Origin of the sequence: Shewanella zhuhaiensis (genome assembly GCF_022484835.1) — a bacterium.
GTDB classification, from domain to species: Bacteria; Pseudomonadota; Gammaproteobacteria; order Enterobacterales; family Shewanellaceae; genus Shewanella; species Shewanella khirikhana.
Genome location: NZ_JAKUDL010000003.1, coordinates 40,326 through 55,617 on the forward strand (window position 1 = coordinate 40,326; position 15,292 = coordinate 55,617).

Annotated in this window: 17 protein-coding genes; 5 read left to right on the top strand and 12 right to left on the bottom strand. The window is 57.3% G+C overall.

Annotation, left to right across the window (positions count from 1 at the left end; genetic code table 11):
* The first annotated feature begins 99 nt into the window (after positions 1-99).
* Positions 100-1,635: a glutamate synthase-related protein gene (locus MJ923_RS09775; protein ID WP_240590920.1), complete on the top strand. Its 1,536-nt coding sequence runs from the start codon at positions 100-102 to the stop codon at positions 1,633-1,635.
* 57 nt (positions 1,636-1,692) lie between these two features.
* On the opposite strand, the gene MJ923_RS09780 is transcribed toward MJ923_RS09775, so the two are convergent.
* A complete protein-coding gene (locus MJ923_RS09780) occupies positions 1,693-2,640 on the bottom strand; it encodes an L-threonylcarbamoyladenylate synthase (protein ID WP_240590921.1) in 948 nt (315 codons plus the stop codon).
* A 231-nt stretch (positions 2,641-2,871) separates the two neighbouring features.
* Between MJ923_RS09780 and mltA the strand changes: the two genes are divergently transcribed.
* A complete protein-coding gene (gene mltA / locus MJ923_RS09785) occupies positions 2,872-3,984 on the top strand; it encodes a murein transglycosylase A (protein WP_240590922.1) in 1,113 nt (370 codons plus the stop codon).
* Between the two features lies 1 nt (position 3,985).
* On the opposite strand, the gene MJ923_RS09790 is transcribed toward mltA, so the two are convergent.
* Positions 3,986-4,372, bottom strand: coding sequence for a TonB-dependent receptor (locus tag MJ923_RS09790; RefSeq protein ID WP_240590923.1), 387 nt, complete (start codon positions 4,370-4,372; stop codon positions 3,986-3,988).
* 189 nt (positions 4,373-4,561) lie between these two features.
* On the opposite strand from MJ923_RS09790, the gene MJ923_RS09795 reads away from it, so the two are divergent.
* On the top strand, positions 4,562-4,903 hold the full coding sequence (locus tag MJ923_RS09795; RefSeq protein ID WP_240590924.1) for a hypothetical protein: 342 nt from the start codon (positions 4,562-4,564) through the stop codon (positions 4,901-4,903).
* Between the two features lie 13 nt (positions 4,904-4,916).
* Here MJ923_RS09795 and MJ923_RS09800 read toward each other — a convergent pair whose 3' ends face one another.
* A complete protein-coding gene (locus MJ923_RS09800) occupies positions 4,917-5,540 on the bottom strand; it encodes a LysE/ArgO family amino acid transporter (protein WP_240590925.1) in 624 nt (207 codons plus the stop codon).
* A gap of 142 nt (positions 5,541-5,682) precedes the next feature.
* On the opposite strand from MJ923_RS09800, the gene MJ923_RS09805 reads away from it, so the two are divergent.
* Entirely contained in the window at positions 5,683-6,582 is a 900-nt protein-coding gene (locus MJ923_RS09805) for a LysR family transcriptional regulator ArgP (protein ID WP_240590926.1), read from the top strand.
* 20 nt (positions 6,583-6,602) lie between these two features.
* Entirely contained in the window at positions 6,603-7,022 is a 420-nt protein-coding gene (locus MJ923_RS09810; RefSeq protein WP_240590927.1) for a GNAT family N-acetyltransferase, read from the top strand.
* Positions 7,023-7,089: 67 nt separating this feature from the next.
* On the opposite strand, the gene MJ923_RS09815 is transcribed toward MJ923_RS09810, so the two are convergent.
* The 9 genes from MJ923_RS09815 to MJ923_RS09855 all read right to left on the bottom strand — a co-directional run bounded on the left by MJ923_RS09815 (position 7,090) and on the right by MJ923_RS09855 (position 15,288).
* Positions 7,090-7,521 (bottom strand): nitrate reductase cytochrome c-type subunit, encoded by a 432-nt coding sequence (locus tag MJ923_RS09815; protein ID WP_126168175.1) that lies wholly within the window; start codon positions 7,519-7,521, stop codon positions 7,090-7,092.
* Entirely contained in the window at positions 7,518-8,429 is a 912-nt protein-coding gene (gene napH, locus MJ923_RS09820) for a quinol dehydrogenase ferredoxin subunit NapH (protein WP_240590928.1), read from the bottom strand. Before napH ends, MJ923_RS09815 begins: the two co-directional genes overlap by 4 nt.
* Positions 8,426-9,148, bottom strand: a complete 723-nt coding sequence (napG, locus tag MJ923_RS09825) for a ferredoxin-type protein NapG (protein ID WP_240590929.1) — start codon at positions 9,146-9,148, stop codon at positions 8,426-8,428. Before napG ends, napH begins: the two co-directional genes overlap by 4 nt.
* Positions 9,149-9,191: 43 nt before the next feature.
* Positions 9,192-11,675: a nitrate reductase catalytic subunit NapA gene (gene napA / locus MJ923_RS09830; RefSeq protein ID WP_240590930.1), complete on the bottom strand. Its 2,484-nt coding sequence runs from the start codon at positions 11,673-11,675 to the stop codon at positions 9,192-9,194.
* Positions 11,672-11,941, bottom strand: coding sequence for a chaperone NapD (locus tag MJ923_RS09835; RefSeq protein WP_240590931.1), 270 nt, complete (start codon positions 11,939-11,941; stop codon positions 11,672-11,674). Before MJ923_RS09835 ends, napA begins: the two co-directional genes overlap by 4 nt.
* 364 nt (positions 11,942-12,305) lie before the next feature.
* On the bottom strand, positions 12,306-13,937 hold the full coding sequence (locus MJ923_RS09840) for a DUF7305 domain-containing protein (RefSeq protein WP_240590932.1): 1,632 nt from the start codon (positions 13,935-13,937) through the stop codon (positions 12,306-12,308).
* A gap of 18 nt (positions 13,938-13,955) precedes the next feature.
* Positions 13,956-14,480: a PilW family protein gene (locus MJ923_RS09845; RefSeq protein WP_240590933.1), complete on the bottom strand. Its 525-nt coding sequence runs from the start codon at positions 14,478-14,480 to the stop codon at positions 13,956-13,958.
* Positions 14,477-14,857, bottom strand: coding sequence for a type IV pilus modification PilV family protein (locus MJ923_RS09850; RefSeq protein ID WP_240590934.1), 381 nt, complete (start codon positions 14,855-14,857; stop codon positions 14,477-14,479). The genes MJ923_RS09845 and MJ923_RS09850 overlap by 4 nt, the downstream gene beginning before the upstream one ends.
* Positions 14,854-15,288, bottom strand: a complete 435-nt coding sequence (locus MJ923_RS09855) for a GspH/FimT family pseudopilin (RefSeq protein WP_276313053.1) — start codon at positions 15,286-15,288, stop codon at positions 14,854-14,856. Before MJ923_RS09855 ends, MJ923_RS09850 begins: the two co-directional genes overlap by 4 nt.
* Between the last annotated feature and the right edge of the window lie 4 nt (positions 15,289-15,292).

Genomic DNA, 15,292 nt, shown 5'->3' on the forward strand with positions numbered 1-15,292 from the left:
AGCAGCTTGCGAATCCTTTGGGCCCTGCGGGGCCCAGTTTACAGCGAAAGCCTCAGTGCTTGATGTTCGCGCCGACACCGAATTGACGGAGAAGCCGACATGAGTAATCCCATCATCGCCGACACCAAACCTGCCCGGGTACAGCTGACCGAAGGCAAGGACTATTTCTTTTGCGCCTGTGGCCGATCATCGAGCCAACCCTTCTGCGATGGCTCCCATCAGGGCAGCGAGTTCTCACCCAAACGCTTTGTGGCCGAGACCAGCGGCGAAGCCTATTTATGCCAGTGCAAACACACCCGTAATCCGCCATTTTGTGATGGCAGCCATAAGGCCTTCGACGATGCCATGAAGGGCAAGGAAGGCCCCGGGGTCAGTGGCGAGCTACCGGCCGCCAAAGCCACCGCCGAGGAACCCACGGTGGAACTTATTCATCAGTTGGCGCGGGAAGGCCTTGCCGGTATTGGTCATCATGGCCCCATGGTTGCCATGGGGGTACCAAGAACACAGTTGCCCCAGTGGGATGATCTGCAAATCATGGTGGCGCAGATGGCGAAAAAACCGCTGATGGAAGACGTGCCGGTAGCGACCGAGTTGGTTATTGGGCCCGAGGCCAGAAAGCCTCTGGTGCTGAAGATGCCACTGTTTGTATCGGATATGAGCTTTGGTGCCCTGTCTGAAGAGGCCAAGGTTGCCCTGGCGAAGGGCGCCGAGCTTGCAGGAACCGGTATTTGTTCCGGCGAAGGTGGCATGTTGCCGGAAGAGCAGGCCGCAAACAGCCGTTATTTTTATGAGCTTGCCAGTGCCAAGTTTGGCTTTAAAGAGTCACTGCTGGGGCAGGTGCAGGCGTTTCATTTCAAGGGCGGTCAAGGCGCCAAAACCGGCACAGGGGGCCATCTGCCTGCCAGTAAGAATGTGGGCAAAATAAGCCAGGTCAGGGGCATTCCCGAAGGGCAAAGTGCCGTATCACCGCCAACCTTTACTGACTTGAGCAGCGTCGGCGACTTTCGTCACTTTGCCGACCGAGTGCGGGAACTCAGCGGTGGCATTCCTGTGGGTTTTAAGCTGTCGGCCAATCACATTGAGCGCGATATCCAGTTTGCCCTGGATGCCGGTGCCGATTACATCATTCTCGATGGCCGTGGCGGCGGTACCGGGGCCGCGCCTGCGATTTTCCGCGACCATATCAGCGTACCGACCATTCCGGCGCTGGCCCGCGCCCGCCGTTACCTGGATGCCGCCGGTGCCAGTGGCCGGGTGACCCTGATTATCACCGGTGGCCTGCGGCTGCCGATGGATTTTGTCAAAGCCATGGCCCTTGGTGCCGATGGGGTGGCCATTGCCAACAGTGCCATGCAATCCATCGGCTGCGTGGCGGCCAGGATTTGTAACACCAACAACTGTCCGGCGGGCATAGCCACCCAGCGGGGCGACTTGCGCGCCAGGCTCAATGTGGATAAATCGGCCCGTCAGCTGGCGAACTTCCTCGAGTCTTCAGTGAGCCTGATGCAGGTAATGGCCAGAGCCTGTGGCCACAAGGCGCTGAGTGAATTCAATTTGGACGACCTGGCCACCTGGCAGTGGGAGATGGCAAGGCTCTGCGGCGTGCGCTTTGCCGGTGTCGGGGTGGCAGACTAGCAACAACTGTTTGCAAATTGAAAAGGGGCCGAAAGGCCCCTTTTTATTGGATCAGGCTTAAAGCGGCTTGGCCGCCCGCTCAAGACGGTTATGTACCGCCTGCCACTCAGGCCCTTTCGGTGGCTCGGCAATATAAATGGCACTTAAGGCGTCATGGTCGAGTCGATAGAGGGCATCGTAGAGTCCCTGGGCATACAGGTCGGGATTAGCGCCAAGTTCAATGACTTTGCCTGAGACGGGGGGGGGATTGGTGCAAAAAATCCAGCCGATACCGCTGGCCTGATACAGATGGCTGACATCAGTGTCTGCATCGTAGCGGAAGCAGGGCAAACCGGGAGAATAATGCTTGTGGTGCTGCCCGGGGGCCACCACGCCGCCACTTTGCTGTACCACAGCCTTGCCGAGTACGGCTTCCAGGCTCGCCACAGACACCATTCCGGGGCGCAGCAGTCTGGGTTCGTCACCGGGCAGTAGTGCCACTATGGTGGATTCCAGCCCAACTTCACAGTGACCACCTTCGAGAATAAGCAGCTCATCCCCGGCAAACTGGCGCGCCACATGGTCGCTGCTGGTGGGGCTGATGGACATGTACTTATTGGCTGAAGGGGCCACCAGAGCGCGGCCAAAGCCTTCGAGCAAGGCCAACGCCTGTGGGTGAGCCGGTACTCGTAACGCCACAGTGTCCTGCCCAGCGGTGACGGCGCGGGAAACATTCGCTTTTGCCGGTAATACCAGGGTCAGCGGCCCCGGCCAGAAGGCGGCCATCAGCGCCTCGGCGTCCGGGCCCGCTTCTGCGGCCCAGTCGTGTACCCAGCTGGTTTCGGCAAGATGGACTATCAATGGATTGGTTGCCGGGCGGCCTTTTAAGGCAAATACCCGGGCCACAGCTTCTTCGTTGCTGGCATCTGCCGCCAGGCCATACACAGTCTCTGTGGGCATAGCCACCAGCTCACCCCGATTAAGGGTGGCGACGGCGAGGGAAATTTGGTCTGTGATTTGCGCCATAGGCACCTCTGTAAAACTGGCCGCGTATGGTAAAAATTTGACCAGTCCCAGTCAAGCCAAAACCGGCCTCAATGCGGCAGCTGGCGTGAATAATTCCGCCGCTGGCATTGGTCACTTGAAGCGCGACTCCCCAACAGATCTCAGTCGCCGGAAGGAGCTTGCCTAAATGGCTTTGCCTTTGGGTGGGATTTTTGGCATGGTGCAGCCATATTTGCCGGTTTGGAGTCCAAGGTGAAAAACGCCCCGCTTAAGTTCCTCAGTTGTTTCATGCTCGCAGCCCTTATCAGTGCCTGTGCGAGCCAACCCGATCGGGAGCTTGGCAAACGCTATCTGGATGGCGAACTGGCTGCGCCGCTGAACTGGGTTGGCACAGTGCAATCGGATGCAAACCGCAATTACACCACCTTTGCCGGCCAAAGCCGTCTGGTGCTCGAGCGCTCACCAAGGCTTGCGACCAAGTACGCCCCCGTGTATCAGCAGCTGCAACAGTGGCTTGAAAGTGGCGGCGATCCTTTGTCTCTGGGTAACTTTGGCATTGAAGCGGCGCAGCTTGGTGGCGCGGACCGTCAGGGCCATGTGCTTTTTACCGGTTATTTCTCCCCGGTGCTGGAAGTACGCCACGAGCCGGACGAGCGCTTTCAATATCCGCTTTACGGCGTGCCTGCGTGCGTAAAACAAAAAACGCCCTGCCCAAACCGTGAAGCTATTTTGCAGGGGGCTCTGGCCGGTCAGGGGCTGGAACTTGCTTACAGCGACAGCCTTATCGATACCTTTTTAATGGAGGTTCAGGGCTCAGGCTTTGTGCATTATGGCGACGATAACAGCCTGGAATACCTAGGTTTTGGTGGTAAAAACGGCCATGCGTATCGCAGCATCGGCAAGGTGCTGATTGAAGCGGGCGAAGTGCCTCGGGAGCAGATGTCGCTCAAGGCCATCAAGGATTGGGCCGACACCAACCCCAGAGAGAAGGTCATCCCTGTGCTGGCGCAAAACCCCTCCTATGTGTTTTTCCAGTCCCGCCCCAATCTGGATGTGCTGGGCAGCGCCGGTATTCCACTGCTGCCAATGGCGGCAGTAGCCGCCGATAAGCGTTTGTTGCCCATGGGCACGCCCCTGTTGGCCGAGGTGCCTATTTTAGATGGTGAAGGAAATTGGACCGGCAAGCATGAACTGAGATTGCTGCTGGCCCTGGATACCGGCGGCGCCGTGGATGGCGGTCATCTCGACCTTTACCACGGCATGGGCAGCGATGCCGGGCTCGCCGCGGGCCATTACAAGCACTTTGGCCGGGTATGGCGCCTTGGCCTTGGTGCGGGTTCCAGCCTAAGTATTGGCAGCCGCTGAGTTAATCCGGTCTGGGCGTGGCTGGCGCCCTGATAAACAGCACCAGCATCAGCACCATGCCAAGCAATAACATTAGCGAAGAGATGGCCAGCATCGGGTCGATGGTTTCCACTGCGATATGCTGGCCATAGAGTAAAAACAGCCCCAGTGACATCATCAGCACTCCCACTTGATGCAACCAGAACTGCGCCTGTACCAGGGCGCCAGATGCTCCCGGCAGCCACAACTTGTGGCACAGGCCATAGATAAAGGACACCACGAAGCCTGCCAGCATGATATGGGCGTGACTGACCCTGTGACCATGGTCGCCTGACTTGGCCATGTAGATGCCAAGGCACATGCCGATAATGGCGTAAGCCAGCGCCGTTATGATGAATTTTCTGTCCATTGTCTGTGTCTGTGGAGGGGTTTCTGCAAGTATAGTTGTGCTGGAGGCTGGCTGCCTTGTGGGGGCAAACTGCTGCAACCGGCTCTGGCGAAGACTTAAGCTGTGAAGAATGAAGCCGCCAGAGACGATGAAAGTCCAAACAGCGGATGAAGTCAGTGCTGGTTTGCAAAGCAAGCTAAGGAGAGGTTTGTGAATAAAATCAAAGCGTCGCTGCTTGCGACTGACTTAGCGCCCTGGCGGAAAAAGGGAATATTTGTCGCCACTGTGCTGTTGAGTCTGTTTCCTTTCGTTATCAGCTATCAGGCCGCGCTGCCCGAGTGGCAACAGGGTCTGTGGCAACTGCGCCACTTTTTGGCTATCGCCGCCATACAGGCGCTGGCGCAGGTGTCTATCGGTTGGTATTTACTGAAAAAGCCGCTGCCGAATTATGTGGTCGGCGGCTTTCTTGTTATGCTGCTGTCGTTTCAGCTGACCTATGGCATCACAGTGGTGTTGCTGTCGGTGATGGAGCAGGCGCCGGTTCAGCCCTGACGCCGCCCCGCATTTACAGTAGCGCCATCAGATAAGGCCACAGCAGCGCGGTGGCAATGGCGTACATGGTCACAAAGATAAAGCGGTCCAGATAACGCCAGGCGGCAGGCCTGGCAAACATAGGTGCCATCAGTCTGGCGCCAAAACTCAAGGTAAAGAACCACACAAACGAGGCCAGTACCGCGCCCGCACCAAACCACTGGCGGTCGGGGCCGGAAAACTGGGTGCTGATGGAGCCCAGCAACACCACGGTATCCAGATACAGGTGTGGATTCAAAAAGCTGATGGCGAGGGTGGTCATCAGCGCTGCCTTGAGGCTGCCCGCGCCTGTGGCTTTGGACAAATCCATTTCCTTATCGCTGAAGGAGGCCTTCAGGGCATTGGTGCCGTACCAAATCAAGAAGGCCGCACCGCCCAGGCTGGCAGCGTGTTTCAGCATCGGAAACGCCAGCACCAGTGACCCCAGTCCGGCCACCCCGGCAGCAATCATCAGCGCATCTATGATGGAGCAGGTCAAAGCAATGGGCAGGCTGTGGGCGCGCATTATCCCCTGTTTGAGTACAAAGGCGTTTTGGGCGCCAACGGCGATGATAAGGCTGGCGCCTATGGCCAGCCCCTGAACGAATGCGGTTTCCACTGGGTTTTCCTCGGCTGTGTAGCAATTGAGCGCAGCTTATCCAAGAAAAAATAATTAAGATAACTAATGTTTTTTATGGGATATTAGTAATTATTATGATGTTTTGGGTCTGTTAACAGGCGCTGGCGATTGAGGGGAAAGCATGCTGGATTACACCAATTTAAAGGCGCTGGCGGCAGTGGTAGAAGCAGGTGGTTTTGAGCGTGCCGCCAAGGTGCTGTGTATCACCCAGTCGGCGGTATCACAGCGCATTCGTCAGCTTGAAGAGCGCATAGGTCAGTCGCTGCTCATTCGTTCTGTGCCAGTAACGCCAACTCCTGCGGGTAAACGGCTTTTACGCCATTACCGCCAGGTGGCACTGCTTGAGAGTGAGCTTGGCAGTGAGCTTAACGCCGAAGATCCGGGCAAGCCGACCCAAATTGCCATCGCAGTGAATGCCGATAGCCTCGCCACCTGGTTCTTACCGGCGTTAAGCCCGCTGTTCGCCCGCTACGGCTGGTTGATGAAGCTGATAGTGGATGACGAGTCTTACACCCATAACCTGTTAAAAAATGGCGATGCGGTGGGCTGCGTGACCACCACTGCCGAGCCCATGGCGGGCTGCTCCAGTGAATTTTTGGGGGTGATGCATTATCGCTGCGTGGCCACGCGGGAATTTGTTGAGCGCTTCTTTGCCGACGGCCTGACCTCCGAGGCCCTGAGTCAGGCTCCGGCGGTAATTTTCTCCACCAAGGACAGGCTGCACGAGCGCTTTCTGTCGAGCTATTTCTCCATGCCTGCCAATGGTTTTTATCAGCATACTGTGCCCTCGTCGGAAGGCTTTCTGGATGCCATAGTGCAGCACTTGGGCTACGGGCTGGTGGGGCATCTGCAGGCCGACAAACTCATTGCTGCAGGTACTTTAGTTGACCTTTGCCCCGGGCTTGGCATGGATGTGGCTCTATACTGGCAGCATTGGAATATCAAGGCCAAGCACACCACCATCATCTACCGGGCGTTGGCGGCCGCCGCACGCCAAAGCCTTGGTCAGCAGCAGATTTGATTTTAAACTCAGGTAGCTACATGTTAAGACAAGCCACTGATAAAGATATTGCTGCCATGCACCGCATTCGCCTGGCGGTAAAGGAAAACCGTCTCACCAGCAGCGCCATTACCGAAGCCGATTATTTGCCGCAAATTGCGCAAAGTGGCCGGGGCTGGGTGGTGGAGGAAAATGGTCAGATTCAGGCGTTTGCCATTGCCAATCGGGAGGAGGCCAGTGTGTGGGCGTTATTTGTGGCTCCCCACGCTGAAGGTTGTGGCTATGGCCGGAGTCTGCTGCGGACCATGATGGATTACTTTCGTGAGCACCATCTGTGTGAGGTAAAACTGACCACTGAGCCCGGCACCCGTGCCGAAGCCTTTTATATTAAGGCGGGTTGGCAACCGGATGAATTGCTGGAAAATGGTGACAGGCTGCTTTGGTGGCGCTGTGATAAGTGACCTAAACCAATAACACTGCAAACAGAAAGCCCCGCGATTGCGGGGCTTTTTGTTAACGGCAACCGACTTATTTGGTGCTGAAGGTATTTTCCACCAGTTCGGTCTTGTTGTCGGCCTGGGCTACGTGGCACTGGGTACAGAAGTAGTTCTGACCATTCAGGGTGCCCTTGGCATCCACTGTGTGGGACTTGGCTACCGGGGTAGCCTTCATCCGCGGTGCTTTTTCCCAGCTGTGACAGTTCATACAGCCATTTTTATTTAAGCTGATGGCGTAGTCATCCTTGTGGGGAATAAGCGGTGGCTGCTCTATGTAGTTACGCTCGATGGCAGTGCCACGCTTGGGGTAGGTGGGCAGCGCATCGGCCGGGCGCACATCGGTAAGCTCAGCATTTCCCGCCAGCGACTGGATGTTCACCGGCTCATTATTTACGGGGGCATTCTGGCCGCTGCAACCGGCGATGGCGACAAACAGCGCAGCTAAGGTGAGTACTTTTTTCATTGTTCGTTCTCCGCCTTCTTGGCAATTCGGGGGCTTTTCTGTAAAGGATTATCCTGGAATGTAAATCGGTTCTTGTACTGGAATACGCCTTTGGCACACACATCGATACAGCGGCCGCACTGGGTGCAATCACTGTCTGCGATGATTGGGCTTTGGCCCTTGAGGGCGGGTTTGAGCACCTGACGCTCGGGGCAGACCACGAAGCAATCCATGCAGTTGTTGCAGTCTTTGGCATTCACCGCAGTCATCTTCACCGGACTCAGTTTACCCAGTAAGGCAAACAGGGCGCCGCTGGGGCACAGGTGCGAGCACCACATCCGCTCGACCAGCAAGAGATCCGCAAGGAAGATGGCGACAAGCAGCCCAAGCCCTGCACCTGCGCCAAACAGCACTGCGCGGTAAAGTACGGGCACTGGGTTGAGCCACTCCCAGGCGGCGATGCCCGTCACCACAGGCAACAGCAGCACCAGCGCCAACATAAAGTAGCGCAGCTGGCGCGGCAGCTCCGGAGTTCTTGGCAGGGCAAAGCGTCTGCGAAGGTAAGCCGCCAGATCCGTCACCATGTTCACCGGACACACCCAACTGCAGAACACCCGCCCCCCCATCAACGCATAAAACAGGCCGATAATGGCCGCGCCAATCATCAGGCTGGCCTCGGGCACATGGCCAGAGGTAAGCAGCTGCAGTGTGACCAGTGGATCGGCCATGGGGATGGTATCGAGCAGCAAGCTGGATGAGAGGTTGCCCTTGAGCAGCCACAGCCCAAACAGAGGGCCGATGGCAAACAGTGCCAGCACCGTCAGCTGAGAGGCCCGGCGCAGCAGCAAAAAGCGATGCGCCTTCCACCAACCGAGCTCACGGATGGCATCCTCGGCAAAGCGTGCCTGGTTTACCTTGGCTGTGCTCATAGTTCAAACCCCTTATTCAACATCTCCAGGGTTGTGTTTTCGGTGTCGATATAGGTGTCGTGATCGGCGGTTTTACCCATGGCGATATGGGGTGGCAGTACCTTGATGGCCGCTTCGTCCAGCACGCAGGCATGTTCACACTTGCCGCAGCCGGTACAGGCGTCCGGATGCACAACAGGGATAAACATGGCGTGATGGCCGCTGCGCTCGTTGCGGGAGCGCTCAAGGGTGATGGCGGTGTCTATCAGCGGGCAAACCCGGTAACAGACATCGCATCTGAGCCCCTTGAAGTTCAGGCAGTTTTTCTCATCAATCAGTACCGCTATGCCCATTTTGGCCTGGTCGATGTCGGTGAGCGCCTGCTCAAGGGCGCCGCTGGGGCAGGCCTTGATGCAGGGGATATCATCACACATCTCACAGGGCACCTTACGGGCCTCAAACCAGGGCGTACCTGTGGGCGCCTGTTCAAACCAGCGGGCGAGCTTCAAGGTATCGTAGGGGCAGGCTTCAACACACAAGCCACAGCGCACACAGGCCGACAGGAAATCCTGCTCAGTCAGCGCCCCCGGCGGCCTTATGGCCTGGGGACCCAGTGGCTGTGATTTGGCGACTGTGGCAATGCCGCCCCCGGCCAGAGCAACAGCGCAGGACAGCCGGGCGGTCGTCGCCAAAAACTGGCGCCGGTTTATGCCTTTGGTCTTGTTCTGTTGTCTGGTCATGATAGTGCTCTCCCGTTCACGGCCTTGGCGTATTCCGGCCTTATCAGGCCTTCATCACCTTCACCGGACACTTCTTGAAGTCTGTCTCTTTTGACAGAGGATCGGTCGCGTCCAGCAGCAGCTTGTTCACCAACTGACGGGCGTCGAAGAAGGGCATAAACACCACGCCACGGGGTGGCTTGTTGCGGCCCTTGGTTTCGACACGGGTCTTCACTTCGCCCCTTGGCGAGGCCACAATCACCTCGTCGCCACGGTTCAGGCCACGGGCTTTGGCATCTTCCGGGTGCATAAAAATCTGCGCGTCAGGGTAGGCGCGGTACAGCTCAGGCACCCGGGCTGTCATGGAGGCTGTGTGCCAGTGTTCCAGTACCCGGCCTGTGCTCATCCACAGATCGTATTCCTCGTTCGGCTCTTCGGCGGCAGGCTCGTAGGGCAGGGCGAAAATCACCGCTTTGCCGTCAGGCTTACCATAGAAATTGTAGCCCTCACCGGCCTTCACATAGGGGTCAGCCCCCTCAACGAAGCGGCGCAGGGTTTCCTTGCCATCCACCACGGGCCAGCGCAGGCCGCGGGTTGGGTGGTAGTCGTCGAAGGCGGCCAGATCGTGGGCCTTGCCACGACCGAAGGTGGCGTATTCTTCGAAGATGCCCTTTTGCACATAGAAGCCGAAGTGCTCGGACTCATCGTTCAGCTCGCCTTTGCAGTCGGAGCTTGGGAACTTGTCGATAACGCCGTTGGCAAACAGTACCTGATACAGGCTCTTACCGGCGTATTCTGGCTTCTTGGCCAGCAGCTCGGCGGGCCAGACTTCATCCACGGTAAAGCGCTTGGCAAATTCCAGCAGCTGCCACAGATCAGACTTGGCGCCTTCCGGTGCCTTCACCTGCTGGTGCCACATATGGGTACGGCGCTCAGCGTTACCGTAGGCACCTTCTTTTTCCACCCACATGGCGGTAGGCAAAATCAGGTCGGCGGCCATGGCAGTCACCGTTGGATAAGGGTCTGATACCACGATGAAGTTTTCCGGGTTACGGAAGCCCGGGTAGATTTCATCGTTGATGTTGGGGCCAGCCTGCATATTGTTGGTACACATGGTCCAGTAGCAGTTCAGCTTGCCGTCTTTGAGCATCCGGCTTTGCAGCACGGCGTGGAAGCCGGGCTTGGGCGGAATGGTGCCTTCAGGCAACTGCCAGATTTTCTCGGTGACGGCACGGTGCTTGTCGTTGGCCACCACCATGTCGGCGGGCAGACGGTGGGCAAAGGTACCCACTTCACGGGCGGTACCACAGGCCGATGGCTGGCCGGTGAGTGAGAAGGGGCTGTTGCCCGGGGTGGCGATTTTGCCGGTCAGCAGGTGGATGTTGTAGATCATGTTGTTGGTCCACACACCGCGGGTATGCTGGTTCACACCCATGGTCCACAGGCTCATCACCTTCACGCTTGGGTCGGCATAGGCCTTGGCCAGTTCGACCAGACGCTCGGCGGGTACACCACTCATTTCGCTGGCGTATTCCAGGGTATAGGTGCTGACAAACCTGGCGTATTCGTCGAAGGAGATTGGCGTGGACTTGCCGTTGCCGGGGTTCTTGGCCTTCATCTCGAGCGGGTGGTCAGGGCGCAGACCATAACCTATGTCGGTTACGCCGAGGGCAAACTTGGTGTGCTTGCTGACAAAGTCTTTGTTTACGGCCTTGTTCTGGATGATGTAGTTGGCGATAAAGTTCAGGATCACCATGTCCGTTTGCGGACGGAACACCATGGGGTTATCGGCCAAATCGAAGGAGCGGTTCTCGAAGGTCGAGAGCACATGCACCTTGCCGGTTGGGTTGCTCAGGCGACGGTCAGACAGACGCGCCCATAGTATGGGGTGCATCTCGGCCATGTTGGCGCCCCAGAGCACAAAGTGGTCGGCGGCTTCGAGGTCGTCATAACAGCCCATGGGCTCGTCGATACCGAAGGTACGCATAAAGGCGCCCACGGCCGAGGCCATGCAGTGACGGGCATTGGGGTCGATGTTGTTGGTGAGGAAACCGGCCTTGTGCAGCTTGGCGGCGGCATAGCCTTCCCAAATGGTCCACTGGCCCGAGCCGAACATGCCCACTGAGGTTGGGCCCTTGGCCTTGAGGCTGGCTTTCCACTTGTCGGCCATGGTGTCCAGCGCTACGTCCCAGCTCACCGGGGTGAATTCGCCGTTCTTGTCGTACTTGCCGTCTTTCATCCGCAAAAGCGGCGTGTCCAGACGGTCTTTGCCGTACATGATTTTCGACAGGAAGTAGCCCTTGATGCAGTTCAGGCCCTTGTTGACCGGGCTTTCGGGGTCGCCCTTGGTGGCAACCACTTTGCCGTCCCGGGTGCCAACCAGCACCGAACAGCCCACGCCGCAGAAACGGCAGGGCGCCTTGTCCCATTTGATGTTGTCTTTCTGCTCAGCGGCTTCAACCACTTTCACTGGCAGGGTGACACCCACGGCCGTTGCCGCGGCCACGGCGGCATTGGCTTTTAGAAACTCGCGACGGCTTATGCTCATGGTGTTTCCTCACTCACTTGTTGTTCTTGCTCTGACTGGTGATAGATCAGACTGCTGGATAGCACCCCGTTAAGGGCGTTGATGGCCTCGACATTGTCGAGAATGGCTCGCTGGGTGGACCCTTCCAGGGTCACCACCAACTTGCCTTCGGGACTGGTGGCATGAACCTCGGCGCCGGGCAGGATTTCAATGGTCCTGGCGATGGTATTGGCCTGGCTGGGGGCGGCATGCACCACCAGACTGGTGACGTGATATTCCTGTGTCATGACATTAGCTCACTTGAACCTGGCTCATGGAAACTGACCCCGCAGGGTCAATAGGATAGCTTCGAGTCTAGACCTTGCTATTTTTGTGGGTATACCCACTAGGAGGTATCGGAGGGGTTTGTAGACCCAGATCATGTTTTTGAGCGTGATCTGCTTCTCAGTTTGAAATTTAACCAGACACGCAGGCAAACCGAGCTATTGCAGGGGCTCGCCAATGGGCTTAAACGAGTCTTAAAAATGAAGGGCTTAAATGAAAGTGATTCTTGTTTGGTTATTGCTTTGTAGGTAGTTTGCGGTGGTTTGATAACAAAAAAGGCCCCGAAGGGCCCTTATTGAAACCATGGCAATCAGGCCTGCCATTGGCTTATAGCCACAGCCAATCCCGCAGCGCCAGCAAAGGTGGTTTGCCGTGGTCTTCACCCAGGTCGGCCAGGCCCAGGGCTTCATCATAGTGGATGCCGCTGCCACCGGAGGCTGAGATGGTTTTGCCGCGCACGGCACCATAGAGTGCGCCGCTGCCGGAGAGTTTTACATCGGTCAGTGGGGCGTACATGGCGGCGTAAATCGGCGTTGCGCCACTGATAGTGATGCCATCGGCGCCATCGTAGGCAGAATAGAGCGACATGGCGATTTTGCCGTTGTCACGAATACCCTCTTTTTGCGCCGTGACCTTGGCACCCGCGCCCAGGCTGACTTTGCCGCCCACTATGATGGTCAGGCTTGAGTCCTCGGCAATATTCAGCTTGTTGTCGCCGGCCATACTGAAGTCGCCGTCGACAATCAGTGTTACGTCGCCGCCGCTGATATTGATAATGCCGTTTGAGCTCATATTCAGGCTGTCGAAGCGATACACAGGCGCCTTGTCGCCGAGCACATCGGCTTTTCTCGGGGTCATGGGCGGAATAGGGCCGCCGCCTTTGCCTTTGCCTTTGCCATTGCCTGTGTTTTCGTGGCTTGAACCCAGTGGCGTTAAGTCGAGTACATCGTTGGCCGCAACGGCAAGAGGGCCATCATTGAAGGTGCCTGCCAATTTCGCCATCACCTCCGGCATGTTAATGGGGTCGCAGCTGCTGGTGGCCACCTCGGGCACATTCGGGTTGACCCTGTGGTCCGCACCTTCAAAGACTTTGTCTTCATCGTCGCGGAAGGTGCCCTGACCACCATAGAGCAGTTCACCACTGCTTATCTCGGTACTCCAGTCCATCAAGGCATTGCCATTGGTATGCACCGAGCCCGAGACTATGCCGCCATTGAGGCTGAAGTCGCCGCCATTGCGAATATTGCCATCGACCCTGAGGCCAGAGCCCGAGGAAATGATGACATCGCCGCTGGCATGCACATTGCCACTGACCGGCGAGGAGCCTTTAAGACTGACATCGCCGGTGGCGCGCACATTGCCTTCGATGGGGGAGTGACCATCGAGGATGACATCGGCGTTGGCCGAGATGGTGCCCACGTTGGCGTTGCGCCCCTTATTGTTGTCGCCGTAGGCGCCTTTGCCCGAGTCATAGCTGTCGATGGTGCCACTGCCTTTGAGGCTGATCCCGTCGCAGGCCACCACGGCATCCTCGTAGATTTCATTGCCGGGAATGGCCTGCAGTGCAAAGGCCACGTTCAGCCCGGCGGCGCCCTCGAGGTGATGGCCACGGCTGGCCAGCATCAACAGCCCCGGCGCCGGAATACGATGATTGCGGGTTTCAAAGTGACTGCCACGCACCTTACCGTTGGCACGGCCGGGGAGCGCGTCTTTGAGGTTTTCCAGCGTGCTCTTGGGGTGGGTTTTCAACTTGGCTTTAAGGCGGTTGTAGCTCTCGTACATGCCTTGCTCAGCGGTGTAGCGGGCGTTGAGCTGCTTTTGAAAGTTACCGGCGAGACGCTCCTGAACCAGGTTGTCTTTCAGGTTGGTGACCACTAATAAAGTCGCCATGATGCTGAACACCAGCACTACCAGCAATACAGCGCCTCGCTGGCGGGAGGCTTGGGCGTGAATGCGCATGTTAACTCCTTCCCTGGGTTAAGGTGCACTGACCGCGGCTTGCCAGATTGGCTTACGCATCGCGATGTCGATTTGGGTGGTTTGCAGATGTTCGGGCGCGCCTGTGGGGCTTAAGGCGACAGACATCAGGGCACCGCTGCGGCTGAAGCGCAAATCGATGATTTGGCTCATCAACAGCTGCTCGCCGCTGCCGTCATCGCAGTAGAGGTTGGGCGCTTCGAAGCGGTAGGTTTCGCTGAAATCCGCCGTCATCTGGTTATCGAGGCAACTTTGGGTTTCCTGCCCTGGGCCCACTTTTATCTCAAGGCCAAGCTGGGTCTGGGTGATGGCGGTAATGGCATCGGCGTGGCGAATGCTGCGGCCCAGATGCAATGTCACCAGACGCAAACTTTCGCTCGCGCTCTCAAGCCGCTTGCTCTCGGCGACCGTGGCCTTGAGTGGGGTGTAAAGGTTGATGACTGCCAGGCTTATCAGCAGTCCCAGCACCATGGCCACCATGAGTTCGGTCAGGGTCATGCCCCGCATGGAATGAAGGCGCATCATTGGCAGAACTCCGGAAAAGTCAGATTGAGGCTGACACTGTTGCCGTCTTCGATGCGGCTGTCCTGCCAGTTGACCTCAACCGCCATTTGGTTGGCAAAGGCATCGGGCAAAACCAGATTGAAACGGCTACCGGGCTGGAGCGAAGCGCGGTAGGCGGCATTGGTAAATGCGGCCGGATTTTGCTGAAATTCACAGGCCTTAAGCCACAGCCGTTCGGAAACGTTCTGGGCATGAATACTCGCCTGGGTGTAATAAAAGCCGTTATTGGCATGCTTCAGCGATTGCAGCTGCGCCTTGCCAAGCCCCAGCAGCGCGACCACTGAAATCACCAGCGACACCATAACTTCGGTCAGGGTAAAGCCTTGTTGAGTTTTCATGGGCAGTTCCCTCCGCCCAGCAGGCTTTGACCACTGCGTAAAATGCACAGACGCAGATCCCGGTCACTGTTGGCCAGCAGAATATTGGCGGCGGTGGTGGTGCCAAGCGGTGAGATAACCATATCGGCAAGGCCCTCGATGGTGACGCCTGTGTCGGGGGCGGCAATCAGCCTGAGTTCGGTTAAATCTGCCGCCAACACCTTAATGCTTAAGTCGTTTTGTACTGACATAGCCACGGTTTCACCGCGCTTGATGGCTTCGGAGCGGGCAAACTTGAATCCGGATTGCAGCCGGTTGGCACTGGCGGTAAGACGCTCGCTTTGCACCAGCTTGTTATAAGAGGGCAGGGCGATGGCGGCCAGAATGCCAATCATGGCGATAACCACCATGAGTTCCACCAGGCTTAAGCCTGCTACTTTGTTATTTTTCATTTAG

Coding starts and splice junctions, on each gene's coding strand:
- napG (WP_240590929.1), bottom strand. CDS start 9,148: ATGACCAGACAACAGAACAAGACCAAAGGCATAAACCGGCGCCAGTTT.
- napH (WP_240590928.1), bottom strand. CDS start 8,429: ATGAGCACAGCCAAGGTAAACCAGGCACGCTTTGCCGAGGATGCCATC.
- MJ923_RS09780 (WP_240590921.1), bottom strand. CDS start 2,640: ATGGCGCAAATCACAGACCAAATTTCCCTCGCCGTCGCCACCCTTAAT.
- MJ923_RS09835 (WP_240590931.1), bottom strand. CDS start 11,941: ATGACACAGGAATATCACGTCACCAGTCTGGTGGTGCATGCCGCCCCC.
- MJ923_RS09775 (WP_240590920.1), top strand. CDS start 100: ATGAGTAATCCCATCATCGCCGACACCAAACCTGCCCGGGTACAGCTG.
- MJ923_RS09840 (WP_240590932.1), bottom strand. CDS start 13,937: ATGCGCATTCACGCCCAAGCCTCCCGCCAGCGAGGCGCTGTATTGCTG.
- MJ923_RS09805 (WP_240590926.1), top strand. CDS start 5,683: ATGCTGGATTACACCAATTTAAAGGCGCTGGCGGCAGTGGTAGAAGCA.
- MJ923_RS09810 (WP_240590927.1), top strand. CDS start 6,603: ATGTTAAGACAAGCCACTGATAAAGATATTGCTGCCATGCACCGCATT.
- MJ923_RS09815 (WP_126168175.1), bottom strand. CDS start 7,521: ATGAAAAAAGTACTCACCTTAGCTGCGCTGTTTGTCGCCATCGCCGGT.
- napA (WP_240590930.1), bottom strand. CDS start 11,675: ATGAGCATAAGCCGTCGCGAGTTTCTAAAAGCCAATGCCGCCGTGGCC.
- MJ923_RS09855 (WP_276313053.1), bottom strand. CDS start 15,288: ATGAAAAATAACAAAGTAGCAGGCTTAAGCCTGGTGGAACTCATGGTG.
- MJ923_RS09790 (WP_240590923.1), bottom strand. CDS start 4,372: ATGGACAGAAAATTCATCATAACGGCGCTGGCTTACGCCATTATCGGC.
- MJ923_RS09850 (WP_240590934.1), bottom strand. CDS start 14,857: ATGAAAACTCAACAAGGCTTTACCCTGACCGAAGTTATGGTGTCGCTG.
- MJ923_RS09845 (WP_240590933.1), bottom strand. CDS start 14,480: ATGATGCGCCTTCATTCCATGCGGGGCATGACCCTGACCGAACTCATG.